We start from the raw sequence: 12,250 nt of genomic DNA on the forward strand, positions 1-12,250 counted from the left end.
GCGGCACGCACTCAAGTCGCTTCGAGCCGAGGAGAGTTCATGCCGCGCCCGTTCCGCTTCGGTGTCAGTCTGATCACCCCTGCCCCCGCTGCGGAGTGGCGGGCCAAGTGCCGCCGGGCCGAGGAGCTCGGCTACGACGTGATCCTGGTCCCGGACCACCTCGGGATGGTCGCGCCCTTCCCGGCGCTGGTCGCCGCCGCCGAAGCGACCGAGCGGCCACGGCTCGGCACGTTCGTGCTCAACGCCGGCTTCTGGAACCCGACGCTGCTCGCCCGCGAGGTGGCGACGACGAACGCGCTGACCGGCGGACGCCTCGAACTCGGGCTCGGCACCGGCTACGTACAGGCGGAGCACGAGGCTGCCGGACTGCCGTACGGAACGCCACGCGCGCGCGTGGACCATCTTCAGCACACGGTCGAGGAGTTGGACCGGCTGCTCGACGCGGACGAGCGGGTGCCGTTGATGATCGGCGGCAACGGCGACCGCATGATGCGCATGACCGCCGAGCACGCGGACATCGCGGCCTTCACCGCGGCGCGTGCGGTGCCGGGGAGCACGACGGGGCAGCTGCTGCCGATCTCTCCCGAGGAACTCGACGAGCGCATCGCCCTGTACCGGCGGCTGGCCGAGGGCCGCAAGGAGCCGGCCGAGCTGAATCTGCTGATCCAGATGGTGACCGTGACGGAGGACCGCGCGGAGGTCGTGCGGCCGCTCATCGACCGGGTGCCGGACCTGACACTGGAGCAGGCACTCGACCTGCCCCTCCTTCTCGTCGGCACCCTGGAGCAGATCACCGCGCAGGTGCGGGCGCAGCGGGAGCGGTACGGGCTCTCGTATCTGACGGTCCTGGAGCCGTACATGGAGGCGTTCGCGCCGGTGATCGGGGCGTTGCGGGACGGGTAGACGTCTGTCCGAACAGTGGAATGTCACATGCCACACGATGCGCCTGTGATGTGATCACGCCATGACTGAGCTGCGGATACGGGCCGCCGGGCCCGACGACCTCGACACCGTGCTGGCCTTCTGGAAGACGGCCGCGGAGGGCACGAGCATCAGCGACGACCGGAACGGCGTGGAGCGGCTGGTCGACCGTGACCCGGAGGCGCTGATCATCGCCGAGCAGGACGGCGAGCTGGTGGGCACGGTGATCGCGGGATTCGACGGCTGGCGCTGCCATCTGTACCGGCTGGCGGTGCATCCGGACCGCCGCCGTCAGGGGATCGGTGCGGCGCTGCTGGCCGCCGCGGAGGGGCGGTTCGTGCGGCTCGGCGGGCGCCGTGGGGACGCGATGGTGCTGCAGCGCAACGAAACCGCCCACCACGCCTGGCGCGCGGCGGGGTACACGCCCCAGGAGCAGTGGCGGCGCTGGATCAAGCCCTTCGGAGAGTAGGGGCCACCCGGGCATCTTTGCTCGTCCTTTACCCTTGGAGGACCACGGACCACTTCGGTTCTCCTTCGGTTTCCACGGAAAGGTGTGAGCGTCCGCCCATGGGCGAGCCTCCCAGTAGACGACATCGCGCGATCCTCCCCGCTCTGCCCGATCATGGGACGGGGGTGAACCGATGACCGAAGTGCTCCTCCTCCTGGTGGCGATCCTGCTGTCGCTGGCCTGCGGCGCCTTCGTCGCGGCGGAGTTCTCGCTCACCACGGTCGAACGCGGCGAACTCGAACGGGCCGCGGAGCGCGGCGAGCGGGGTGCCGCGGGGGCGTTGAAGGCCGTACGGAACCTGACCTTCCAGCTCTCCGGGGCGCAGCTCGGCATCACCGTCACCAATCTGGTCGTCGGCATGCTCGCCGAGCCGTCGATCGCCGCGCTGATCGCGGGCCCGCTGGAGTCGATGGGCATCTCGCGCTCCACCGCCTCCTCGATCGCCCTGGTGCTGGGTACGGCCCTGTCGACCGTGGTGCTGATGGTCGTCGGCGAGCTGGTGCCGAAGAACTGGGCGATCTCGTCGCCGCTGGCCGTGGCCAAGAGCGTCGGCAATGCCCAGCGCTGGTTCAGCGCCGCCTTCCGGCCGTTCATTTCGCACCTCAACAACACGGCGAACCGGATCGTGCGCCTCTTCGGCGTGGAGCCGGCCGAAGAACTGGCCTCCGCGCGCGGACCGCAGGAACTGGCGGCGCTCGCCCGGCACTCGGCCCGGGAGGGCGCCCTGGAGGCGGACACCGCCGAACTGTTCGTCCGCACCCTGAACCTCGCCGACCTGACCGCGGAGAACGTGATGACGCCCCGCGTGCAGGTCTTCGCCCTCGACGTCCAGGCGACCTGCGAGGACGTGGCGAACGCGACCCGGGCCACGGGCCTGTCCCGGTTCCCCGTCTTCCGCGGCAACCTCGACTCGGTCGTGGGCACCGCGCACATCAAGGACGTGCTGGCGGTGCCCGCGGAGCGCCGGGCGCGCGTACGGGTCGCGGAACTCATGCGCGAGCCGCTGCTCGTGCCCGAGTCGCTGACCGTCGACCGGCTGCTTGACCGGCTCTCCGGCAAGCGCACGATGGCCGTCGTCATCGACGAGTACGGCGGCACGGCGGGCGTGGCCACGCTGGAGGACATCGTCGAGGAGGTCGTCGGCGAGGTGCGGGACGAGCACGACCCGCACGAGACGTCGGACCTGGCCGTCGCGGGCAGCGACGACGACGGACGCGCCCTGTTCTCGGCGGACGGCGCCGCCCGCATGGACCAGCTCGCGCGCGTCGGACTGAGGGCGCCCGAGGGACCGTACGAGACGCTGGCCGGTCTCGTGGCGCACGAGCTCGGCCGCATACCGGCCGTCGGTGACTGTGTCGAGATCGTCGGCTGGCGACTCGACGTGGTCGACGCGTCGGGCCGCAGGGCCGCGCGCGTGCTGCTGCATGCGCCGCTGGCCGACGCACACGACGGGGAGGGCGAGCGATGACCGCCGTACAGCTTCTGATCGGTTTCGCGACCCTGGTCGTCAACGCCTTCTTCGTGGGCGCCGAGTTCGCGTTGATCTCGGTGCGCCGCAGCCAGATCGAGCCGCACGCCGAGCAGGGCGACCGGCGGGCGAAGAGCGTGCTGTGGGGTCTGGAGCATGTGTCCGCGCTGATGGCCGCGGCCCAGCTCGGCATCACGCTGTGCACGCTGGTCCTGGGTGTCGTCGCGGAGCCGGCGATCGAGCATCTGCTGGAGCCGGTGTTCCACGCGCTCGGTGTGCCGGAGGGTGCCGGGCACGTGGTGTCCTTCGCGATCGCGCTGGCCCTGGCGACGTATCTGCACATGCTGCTCGGCGAGATGGTGCCGAAGAACATCGCGCTGGCCGAGCCGGTGCGCAGCGCGCTGGTCCTCGGACCGCCGCTGGTCGCCCTGTCGCGGACGCTGCGCCCGGTGATCTTCACGATCAACGCCTTCGCGAACGGCCTGCTGAAGCTGTTGCGCGTGGAGACCAAGGACGAGGTGACCGCGACCTTCTCGGACGCCGAGCTGGCCCGTCTGGTCCGGGACTCCGGCGAGGCCGGCCTCATCGACGAGCGGGCGAGGGAGCGGCTGCACGACGCCCTGGAACTGGGCCGACGGCCCGTGCACGACGTCGTGCTTCCGCTGGAGAGCGTCGTCTACGCGCGCGTGGGCGTCACGCCCGAGCGGTTGGAGGGGCTGTCGGCCGAGTCCGGGTTCTCCCGCTTCCCCGTCGTGGACGAGGGGCGGCGCATCGTCGGGTATCTCCATGTGAAGGACGCGCTGGACAAGATGCCGCGGGACCTGCCGTTCGAGGTGCGGGAGATGCGGTCCATCGCGCGCGTGCGGGCCAGCACACCGCTGGACGACGTACTCACCGCGATGCGGGGCAGCCGTACGCATCTCGCCGCGGTGCTGGGCGACGACGGGCGGCTGGCGGGGCTGGTGACGATGGAGGACGTGCTGCGGGAGTTGTTCGGGCAGCGGACCTGACCGGTGCCCGGCGGGCGGGACAGGCCGACCGACCGACGGGTATGGACGCGAGATACCATCTCTGTCGCCATGCAGAAGAACCCCACTTTCACCGGCCTCGTCGCGGTCGGCGACTCGTTCACCGAGGGCATGTCGGACCTGCTGCCGGACGGCACCTACCGGGGCTGGGCCGATCTCCTCGCCGGGCGGATGGCCACCCGCGCTCCCGGTTTCCGGTACGCGAACCTCGCGGTGCGCGGCAAGCTGATCCGGCAGATCGTCGACGAGCAGGTGGACGTGGCGGCCGCCATGGAAGCCGACGTGATCACGCTGGTGGGCGGGCTCAACGACACGCTCCGCCCCAAGTGCGACATGGGACAGGTGCGCGGTCTGCTGACAGAGGCAGTGGAACGGCTGGCGCCCGCTTGCAAGCAACTGGTGCTGATGCGCAGCCCCGGCCGTCAGGGCCCGGTCCTGGAACGGTTCCGGCCCCGCATGGAGGAGCTGTTTCTCTGCGTCGACGACCTCGCCGCACGGCACGGCGCGGTCGTCGTCGACCTGTACGGGGCCCCCTCGCTGAGCGACCCGCGCCTGTGGGACGTGGACCGGCTGCACCTGACGGCCGACGGGCACCGGCGGGTCGCGGAGGCGGTGTGGCAGGCGCTCGGCCACGAGCCTGAGGACACCGAGTGGCGCACCCCGCCGCCGGCCACAGCGCCGCCGGGGTGGGCCACGCGCCGGGTCGCCGACGCCCGATTCGCCAGACAGCACCTGTTCCCGTGGATCGGCCGCCGACTGACCGGCCGGTCCTCGGGCGACGGGCTGCCGCCGAAACGGCCCGAACTGCTGCCCTACGAGGGTCCGGCGACGTAAGCCTGGAGCTCCGGGGAGGCTGCCGGGCGCAGAGCCACGTGAGGCGACTGGCGTGACACAGGTCTCGTAGGTTCCGCCGAACGCGACCGCGGCGCTGGCCTGCAGAAACCAACAGTAGAATCTGGACACGTGACTTCTGCTCCCGCCAAGCCCCGCATCCCGAACGTCCTCGCCGGACGCTACGCCTCCGCCGAGCTCGCCACGCTCTGGTCCCCCGAGCAGAAGGTGAAGCTGGAGCGTCAGCTCTGGCTCGCCGTGCTGCGGGCCCAGAAGGACCTCGGGATCGAGGTGCCGGACGCGGCGATCGCCGACTACGAGCGCGTCCTCGACACCGTCGACCTGGCGTCCATCGCCGAGCGTGAGAAGGTCACGCGGCACGATGTGAAGGCGCGGATCGAGGAGTTCAACGACCTCGCCGGGCACGAGCACGTGCACAAGGGCATGACGTCCCGCGACCTCACGGAGAACGTCGAGCAGCTGCAGACCCGGCTCTCCCTGGAGCTGATGCGCGACCGCACGGTGGCTGTGCTGGCGCGGCTGGGCAAGCTGGCCGGTGAGTACGGCGAGCTGGTCATGGCCGGCCGCTCCCACAACGTCGCCGCGCAGGCCACGACGCTGGGCAAGCGGTTCGCGACGGCCACCGACGAGCTGCTCGTGGCGTACGGCCGGGTCGAGGAGCTGCTCGGCCGTTATCCGCTGCGCGGCATCAAGGGCCCGGTCGGTACGGCGCAGGACATGCTGGACCTGCTGGGCGGGGACGGCGCCAAGCTGGCGGAGCTGGAGCAGCGGATCGCCGGGCACCTGGGCTTCTCGACGGCCTTCACCTCGGTCGGCCAGGTGTACCCGCGCTCGCTGGACTACGAGGTCGTGACCGCGCTGGTACAGCTCGCGGCGGCGCCGTCCTCGCTGGCGAAGACGATCCGGCTGATGGCCGGGCACGAGCTGGTGACCGAGGGCTTCAAGCCGGGCCAGGTCGGTTCGTCGGCGATGCCGCACAAGATGAACACGCGGTCGTGCGAGCGCGTCAACGGCCTGATGGTCATCCTGCGCGGCTACGCCTCGATGACCGGCGAGCTGGCGGGCGACCAGTGGAACGAGGGCGACGTGTCCTGCTCGGTGGTGCGCCGGGTCGCGCTGCCGGACGCGTTCTTCGCCCTGGACGGCCTGCTGGAGACGTTCCTGACCGTGCTGGACGAGTTCGGCGCGTTCCCTGCGGTCGTGGCTCGCGAACTGGACCGCTACCTGCCCTTCCTCGCCACCACCAAGGTGCTGATGGGCGCGGTGCGGGCGGGCGTCGGCCGTGAGGTCGCGCACGAAGCGATCAAGGAGAACGCGGTGGCGTCGGCGCTGGCAATGCGCGAGCAGGGCGCCGAGCGCAACGAACTCCTCGACAAGCTCGCCGCGGACGAGCGCATCCCGCTGAGCCGCACCCAGCTCGACGAGCTGATGGCCGACAAGCTGTCCTTCACCGGCGCCGCGGCCGACCAGGTCGCCGCCGTCGTCGGCCGTGTCGAAGAGATCGTGAAGCAGCGCCCGGACGCCGCGGGCTACACCCCGGGAGCGATCCTCTGACGCGTTTCACCGCCGAGGAGCTGGAGGCCGCCCGCGACCGTCTCGTACCGGACGTGATCGCGGCCGGCCTCCGCGTCCTGTTCTGCGGCATCAACCCCGGCCTGATGACGGCGGCGACGGGCCACCACTTCGCCCGCCCCGGCAACCGCTTCTGGCCGGTGCTCCACCTGTCCGGCTTCACGCCCCGCCTCATGAAACCGTCCGAGCAGGACGAGTTGCTGTCCTACGGCCTCGGCATCACGAACGTCGTCGCACGGGCCACGGCTCGGGCCGACGAGTTGAGCGCGGACGAGTACCGCGCGGGCGGGCGACTGCTGGCGACGAAGGTGGCGGAGCTACGGCCACGCTGGCTGGCCGTGGTGGGCGTCACCGCCTACCGGGCGGCCTTCGACGACCGCAAGGCCCAGGTGGGTCCACAGGAACGGACGATCGGTGACTCGCGGGTGTGGGTGCTGCCCAATCCGAGCGGGCTGAACGCGCACTGGACGGCCGCGACGATGGCGGAGGAGTTCGCGCGGTTGCGGGTGGCGGCGGAGGGTCAACAGGTCATGGCCAGTCCAGGTCCGTGACGACGACGAACAGCTGAGGCTTGTCCTCCTCCTCCACGTCGGCGACCGCCAGCATGACCGTGCGCCCGGTGCCGGTCGCCTCCCACGTACGCACGTCCTGCCCGAGGGCGCTGAGCGTTGTCCACGGCTGGGACAGGTCCTCACCTCGTGCGATGCGCTCGCCGAGCGTCACAGTCCCCGACCGCAATGGCGTTCCCCAACGCGTGGTGAACCGGCCTGTCATCGCCGTCTCATAGGCGTAGCAGTCCTCCGGGCTCGGCCACTCACCGGGCCCTAACGGGGCTATGAAGTAACCGGGCCCGCCCATGCCCTCCTCCGTCCTGCCGTGCTCCGCGGGAAACTCCCGGGTGCACAGCCGGTCGACGAGGGCCAGGTCCTTCACGATGTCCATGTGATCCAGTAAAGCGCCTCCCTCTGACAATTGGCGTGGCGTCAGACGACTCCTGGCTCAGGCGTCCCGGCGTCGTACGCTCCACGCTCCCGCCACGATCACGGCGGCCGTCCACAGCGCGGTGACGGCAAGGCCCGTCCACGGACCCGGCGTTCCGTCGTGTGTCTCGTACAGCACGATCTGGCCGGCCATGTCGGGCAGGTAGTCGGTGAGCCCGCCGGCCGCGTCGCCGATCACGTAGGAGACGACGAGGACGAATGGGATGAGCAGCGACAGGGCACCCACCCCGCTGCGCAGTAGGGCCGTGAGCCCGGCAGCTAGCAACGCCATGAGCGTGAGGTAGATTCCGGCGCCCACGACGCCCCGCACCTGCTCCCCCACCGTCAGCCCGCTCGCCGCCGGGCCCATGCCCGCGCGCCCGGCGAGCAGGGCGGTGAACGCGGTCACCAGCCCCACGACCAGCGTCGGTACGGCGATCACCGCCAGCTTCCCCGCGAACCACCGCCCGCGCTGCGGCACCGCCGCGAGCGACAGCCGGAGTCCGCCCCCGTGGAACTCCGACGACACCGCCATGGCCCCGAAGGAGATGGCGGCGATCTGACCGGGCGCGACACCGGACAGCGCCATGAACAGCGGGTCGAACTCCGGGTCGGACGTGTCGGAGACGCCGGCGATCGCGGAGAACAGCGTGGTCGCCGCGAAGAGAGCCAGGAGCGCCCCGAGGAGCGAGCGGAGTGTACGGATCTTCAGCCACTCGGAGTGGAGTACGGGTGCGAACGACATCTCAGGCCTCCTGCGGCTGGGCGGTGAACTCGCTCTCCGAGGCGGTGAGATCGAGATAGGCCTGCTCCAACGTGCCTTCCTCCGTGCTCAGTTCGAGGATCGGTACGCCCGCGGCCGACGTGAGGCGGCCGATGTCGTCCACGCGCGCGTGCGGCACCGTCCAGTGCCCGTCCTCGTGCTCCACGGCGTCGTGGCCGTGCCGGGCGAGGACGTTCTTGAGTGCGGTGGCGTCCGTCGTGCGGATCCGCACGGTGGGCTGCACGCGCGCGTGGATGAACTCCCGCATCGGGGTGTCGGCCAGCAGGCGGCCCCGGCCGAGGACCACGAGATGGTCGGCGAAGGAGGCGGTCTCGTTCATCAGATGGCTGGAGACCAGGACCGTGCGCCCCTCCCCCGCGAGCCGGCGCAGCAACCGGCGGATCCAGATGATGCCTTCGGGGTCGAGACCGTTCGAGGGCTCGTCGAGCATGACGACCCCGGGGTCCCCGAACAGCGCGGCGGCGATGCCCAGCCGCTGGCGCATACCGAGGGAGTACGTCCTCACCCGGCGGCGTGCCACCGACGCGAGCCCCGTCTCCTCCAGCACCTCGTCGACCCGGCGGGACGGGATGCGGTTGCTCGCCGCCAGGGTGCGCAGATGGTCACGGCCGGTACGGGAGCCGTGCGCGGCCTGCGCGTCGAGCAGGGCGCCCACGTGGCGCAGGGGTTCGCGGAAGGTGGCGTAGGCGCGGCCGCCGACGGTGGCCGTCCCGGAGGTCGGCCGGTCGAGGCCGAGCACCAGGCGCATCGTGGTGGATTTTCCGGCGCCGTTGGGGCCGAGGAAGCCGGTGACGCGGCCGGGGAGGACGCGGAAGGTGAGGTGGTCCACGGCTCGCCGGGTGCCGAACTCCTTGGTGAGGGCTTGGACTTCGATGCTGGTCATGGCAGCAGCCTGGCCGGTGGCGCGGGTGCGGGGCCTCCCCCGCGCGTGGAGATCGTCTCCCCCGGGCGGGGGAGGTCCGTTGTCAGTGGTGGCTGGCACGATGACGGAATGGTCCGCATTCTGCGCCCGTTCGGTCGGGCGGTGACGTACACACGGTGGCTGCATCTGTTCATCGCCGTCGTGTGGCCGGCCTTGTGGCTGTTTATCGAGAACGCGTGGTGGACCTGGGTCTGCGCCGGCGTGGTGCTGGCCTTCAGCGGACTCGTGCCCGCCATGCGGACCGTGGAGGGACTGCAGGCGAGGCTGCTGCTGACCGGTCACCGGCTGGACGGCAGAAGCATGGAGATCGTCGTCGCGCCGTCCGCCACATGGGGCGACCGCGGGCGGACCGTGGTGTGGCTGGAGGCACGGCTGCTGCTGGGCATTCTGGTCTCGATGCTCACGTTCCAACTGCCCATCGCCACCATCAACTTGGTGCACCTGGCACAGGGCGGGCAGCTGGCCGACGGCTCATGGTTTCGCTTCCCGGGCCACCACTGGTGGTACGCGCTCCTATCCCCCGTGCCGATGATCCTGCTCGGCGCGCTCGTGGTCGGCTCGGGCGAGCTGATCACCCGGCTCGCCCTCCGCCTCCTCGGCCCCTCCCCCGCCGAACGCCTCGCCGCCCTCGAGGAACGCACCGACCAGCTGCTCGAACGTACCCGTATCGCCCGCGAGTTGCACGACTCCATCGGCCATGCCCTGACCGTCGCCGTCGTGCAGGCGGGTGCCGCGCGTGCGGCGGGCGATCCGGCCTTCACCGACCGTGCCCTGGACGCCATCGAGGAGACCGGCCGGGCCGCCCTGGAGGACCTGGAGCGTGTCCTCGGCGTGCTGCGCGAGTCGGAGCGGCCGGTGAGCAGCAGGCCGACCCTCACCGACGCCGACCGGCTGCTGGAGTCCGCGCGTGCCTCCGGGGCGAAGGTCGACGCCGAACTGACCGGCGCGGTGGACACGCTGCCGGGCCCGGTCTCCCGTGAGGGCTATCGCATCCTCCAGGAGTCCCTGACCAATGTGCTGCGGCACGCGGGCGCCGTTCCTGTCCGGATCCGCATCGCCGTCGCGGACGGCACCCTCGGTCTGGAGGTCCGCAATCCGCTGACCGCCGACATAGTCGGCCCGGGCCGGGGCAGCGGTTTGCGGGGCATACGCGAGCGTGCGGCGCTGCTCGGCGGGAGCGCGCGCACCGGCCCGGACCGAGGTGACTGGCAGGTCCACGTCGAGCTGCCCCTGCGCTGATCTACGCTGGCCGGATGCCGGTCACCGTTCTCCTCGTCGACGACGAGCCCCTTGTCCGCGCGGGTCTGCGGGCCGTGCTGGAGGCGCAGCCCGACATCGAGGTGGTCGGCGAGGCGGCCGACGGGGCGGCGGTGATCCCGCTGGTGCGGCAGCTGCGGCCGGACGTGGTCGCCATGGACGTACGGATGCCGCTCCTTGACGGCATCGAGGCCACGCGCGCGGTGCTGCGGACGGTGGACGAGCCGCCGAAGATCCTCGTGGTGACGACCTTCGAGAACGACGAGTACGTGTACGAGGCACTGCGGGCCGGTGCCGACGGGTTCCTGCTGAAGCGGGCCCGGCCCGCCGAGATCGTGCACGCGGTGCGGCTGGTCGCCGAGGGCGAGTCGCTGCTGTTCCCGGCCTCGGTGCGGCAGCTCGCCGCTGAGTACGCGGACGGCGGCGGGAACCGCGCGGCCCGCGCCGTGATGGAGCGGGCCCAGTTGACCGAGCGGGAGGCCGAGGTGCTACGGCTGATGGCCAGAGGGCTGTCGAATGCGGAGATCGCCGCCCGGCTGGTCGTCGGCACGGAGACGGTCAAGTCTCATGTGAGCGCCGTCCTGGCCAAGTTGGGGGCACGCGATCGCACGCAGGCGGTGATCGCGGCGTACGAGTCGGGGTTCGTCGCGCCGGGGTGATCCCGCCTCCGCGACCGATCAGCACAGGCTTGGCACTCGCCGGGGCCCGGTACGCCGAGTACGATCCCGCCAACACGCGCACGAGCTGGGAGGACGGACGTTGGGGCAGCTGACCGGCGGGGATCCCTCGCTGCTGCGAAGGATCAATTCCGCGGTGGTGCTGCATGCGCTGCGCGCCACGGACTGCGCCACGCTGACCGAGATCACCCGGGTGACCGGACTGTCCCGGCCCACGGTCGAGGGCGTAGTCGAGGGGCTCATCGAGGCCGGACTCGTCGTCGAGAAAGCCGCCGACGAGAGTGTGGCCCGACGACAGGGGCGGCCGGCGCGGCGCTTCCGGTTCCGGGCCGAGGCCGGTCATCTGCTGGGCCTGGAGATCGGGCCGCACAGGGTAGCCGCGCTCCTCGCCGACCTCGACGGACGGGTGCTGGGCGCCATCGCCAAGGACGTCGACGAGACGGCAGCTGCGGACGAGCGTCTGGAGCGGCTGCGCACCGCGGTCGCCGACCTGCTGCGCCGGGCCGGTGTCGCTCGCAGTTCCCTGCGGGCCGTCGGCGTCGCCACGCCCGGGATCGTCGAGGCGGACGGCACCGTACGCCTGGGCACCGCGCTGCCCGAGTGGACGGGGCTGCACCTGGGCGAGCGGCTGAGCCGTTCCTTCAAGTGCCCGGTGCTGGTCGAGAACGACGCCAACGCCGCCGCGGTCGCCGAGCACTGGAAGGGCGCCGCCACCGAGTCGGACGACGTCGTCTTCGTACTGGCCGGACTCAGTCCGGGCGCCGGGTCGCTGATCGGCGGACGGCTGCACCGCGGGTACGGCGGGGCGGCCGGCGAGATCGGCGCCCTGCACCTGCTCGGCCGTGAGGTGACTCCGGAGACCCTGCTGTCGACGACCGACGAGCCGCTGCATCCGCTGGACGAGCAGGCGGTGGCCGAGGTGTTCGCGCAGGCCCGCGAGGGCGACCAGCGCGCTCGTGCGGCCGTCGACCGCTTCATCCAGCGCCTCGTCCACGACGTGGCCGCGCTCGTCCTCGCCCTCGACCCCGAACTGGTCGTCATCGGCGGCTGGGCGGCCGGACTGGACGGCGTACTGGAGCCGTTGCGGCGTGAACTGGAGCGCTACTGTCTGCGGCCCCCGAAGGTGACGCTGTCCCTCCTCGGCGAGGCGGCCGTGACCACGGGCGCGCTGCGGCTCGCCCTCGACCATGTGGAGGAGCAGCTCTTCGCGGTGGAGGGCACGGTGACGGCACGCCGCTGACCGGAGCCGGCCCGGAAACGCGTCGCGCCCCGGAGAAGCTC

13 protein-coding genes are annotated in these 12,250 nt (G+C 71.5%); 10 read left to right on the forward strand and 3 right to left on the reverse strand.

Annotated features, from left to right (window positions below; genetic code table 11):
• Nucleotides 1-39 precede the first annotated feature (39 nt).
• The 7 genes from AB0I98_RS44940 (at nt 40) to mug (ending at nt 6,900) form a co-directional block, all read left to right on the forward strand.
• Nucleotides 40-903 carry an LLM class F420-dependent oxidoreductase gene (locus AB0I98_RS44940; protein ID WP_362951861.1) on the forward strand — a complete coding sequence of 288 codons (864 nt, stop codon included), beginning with the start codon at nt 40-42 and terminating at the stop codon, nt 901-903.
• 61 nt (nt 904-964) lie between these two features.
• Nucleotides 965-1,390: a GNAT family N-acetyltransferase gene (locus tag AB0I98_RS44945; protein WP_362951862.1), complete on the forward strand. Its 426-nt coding sequence runs from the start codon at nt 965-967 to the stop codon at nt 1,388-1,390.
• Between the two features lie 172 nt (nt 1,391-1,562).
• Nucleotides 1,563-2,897, forward strand: a complete 1,335-nt coding sequence (locus AB0I98_RS44950; RefSeq protein ID WP_362951863.1) for a hemolysin family protein — start codon at nt 1,563-1,565, stop codon at nt 2,895-2,897.
• Nucleotides 2,894-3,907 (forward strand): hemolysin family protein, encoded by a 1,014-nt coding sequence (locus tag AB0I98_RS44955; RefSeq protein ID WP_362951864.1) that lies wholly within the window; start codon nt 2,894-2,896, stop codon nt 3,905-3,907. The genes AB0I98_RS44950 and AB0I98_RS44955 overlap by 4 nt, the downstream gene beginning before the upstream one ends.
• Before the next feature lie 69 nt (nt 3,908-3,976).
• On the forward strand, nt 3,977-4,759 hold the full coding sequence (locus tag AB0I98_RS44960; RefSeq protein WP_362951865.1) for an SGNH/GDSL hydrolase family protein: 783 nt from the start codon (nt 3,977-3,979) through the stop codon (nt 4,757-4,759).
• A gap of 129 nt (nt 4,760-4,888) precedes the next feature.
• The gene (purB, locus tag AB0I98_RS44965) at nt 4,889-6,331 is read left to right on the forward strand and encodes an adenylosuccinate lyase (RefSeq protein ID WP_362951866.1); all 1,443 of its coding nucleotides are present in this window, start codon (nt 4,889-4,891) and stop codon (nt 6,329-6,331) included.
• On the forward strand, nt 6,328-6,900 hold the full coding sequence (gene mug / locus AB0I98_RS44970; protein ID WP_362951873.1) for a G/U mismatch-specific DNA glycosylase: 573 nt from the start codon (nt 6,328-6,330) through the stop codon (nt 6,898-6,900). The genes purB and mug overlap by 4 nt, the downstream gene beginning before the upstream one ends.
• Here mug and AB0I98_RS44975 read toward each other — a convergent pair.
• Genes AB0I98_RS44975 through AB0I98_RS44985 form a run of 3 tightly spaced genes read right to left on the reverse strand, consistent with a single transcriptional unit; the run spans nt 6,878 to nt 8,996 of the window.
• Nucleotides 6,878-7,291, reverse strand: coding sequence for a hypothetical protein (locus AB0I98_RS44975; protein ID WP_362951867.1), 414 nt, complete (start codon nt 7,289-7,291; stop codon nt 6,878-6,880). The two genes, mug and AB0I98_RS44975, sit on opposite strands and share 23 nt — an antisense overlap.
• A gap of 57 nt (nt 7,292-7,348) precedes the next feature.
• Nucleotides 7,349-8,074 (reverse strand): ABC transporter permease, encoded by a 726-nt coding sequence (locus AB0I98_RS44980; RefSeq protein ID WP_362951868.1) that lies wholly within the window; start codon nt 8,072-8,074, stop codon nt 7,349-7,351.
• Between the two features lies 1 nt (nt 8,075).
• The gene (locus AB0I98_RS44985; protein WP_362951869.1) at nt 8,076-8,996 is read right to left on the reverse strand and encodes an ATP-binding cassette domain-containing protein; all 921 of its coding nucleotides are present in this window, start codon (nt 8,994-8,996) and stop codon (nt 8,076-8,078) included.
• A gap of 108 nt (nt 8,997-9,104) precedes the next feature.
• Between AB0I98_RS44985 and AB0I98_RS44990 the strand changes: the two genes are divergently transcribed.
• The 3 genes from AB0I98_RS44990 (at nt 9,105) to AB0I98_RS45000 (ending at nt 12,209) form a co-directional block, all read left to right on the forward strand.
• A complete protein-coding gene (locus tag AB0I98_RS44990) occupies nt 9,105-10,274 on the forward strand; it encodes a histidine kinase (RefSeq protein ID WP_362951870.1) in 1,170 nt (389 codons plus the stop codon).
• Between the two features lie 14 nt (nt 10,275-10,288).
• Nucleotides 10,289-10,951 carry a response regulator transcription factor gene (locus AB0I98_RS44995; protein WP_362951871.1) on the forward strand — a complete coding sequence of 221 codons (663 nt, stop codon included), beginning with the start codon at nt 10,289-10,291 and terminating at the stop codon, nt 10,949-10,951.
• A 100-nt stretch (nt 10,952-11,051) separates the two neighbouring features.
• Entirely contained in the window at nt 11,052-12,209 is a 1,158-nt protein-coding gene (locus tag AB0I98_RS45000) for an ROK family transcriptional regulator (protein ID WP_362951872.1), read from the forward strand.
• The last annotated feature ends 41 nt before the right edge of the window (nt 12,210-12,250 follow it).

This window comes from Streptomyces sp. NPDC050211, assembly GCF_040656035.1.
Taxonomy (GTDB): domain Bacteria; phylum Actinomycetota; class Actinomycetes; order Streptomycetales; family Streptomycetaceae; genus Streptomyces.

Coding starts and splice junctions, on each gene's coding strand:
- AB0I98_RS44940 (WP_362951861.1), top strand. CDS start 40: ATGCCGCGCCCGTTCCGCTTCGGTGTCAGTCTGATCACCCCTGCCCCC.
- AB0I98_RS44975 (WP_362951867.1), bottom strand. CDS start 7,291: ATGGACATCGTGAAGGACCTGGCCCTCGTCGACCGGCTGTGCACCCGG.
- AB0I98_RS44990 (WP_362951870.1), top strand. CDS start 9,105: ATGGTCCGCATTCTGCGCCCGTTCGGTCGGGCGGTGACGTACACACGG.
- AB0I98_RS44960 (WP_362951865.1), top strand. CDS start 3,977: ATGCAGAAGAACCCCACTTTCACCGGCCTCGTCGCGGTCGGCGACTCG.
- AB0I98_RS44980 (WP_362951868.1), bottom strand. CDS start 8,074: ATGTCGTTCGCACCCGTACTCCACTCCGAGTGGCTGAAGATCCGTACA.
- AB0I98_RS44985 (WP_362951869.1), bottom strand. CDS start 8,996: ATGACCAGCATCGAAGTCCAAGCCCTCACCAAGGAGTTCGGCACCCGG.
- AB0I98_RS44950 (WP_362951863.1), top strand. CDS start 1,563: ATGACCGAAGTGCTCCTCCTCCTGGTGGCGATCCTGCTGTCGCTGGCC.
- AB0I98_RS44995 (WP_362951871.1), top strand. CDS start 10,289: ATGCCGGTCACCGTTCTCCTCGTCGACGACGAGCCCCTTGTCCGCGCG.
- AB0I98_RS44955 (WP_362951864.1), top strand. CDS start 2,894: ATGACCGCCGTACAGCTTCTGATCGGTTTCGCGACCCTGGTCGTCAAC.
- AB0I98_RS44945 (WP_362951862.1), top strand. CDS start 965: ATGACTGAGCTGCGGATACGGGCCGCCGGGCCCGACGACCTCGACACC.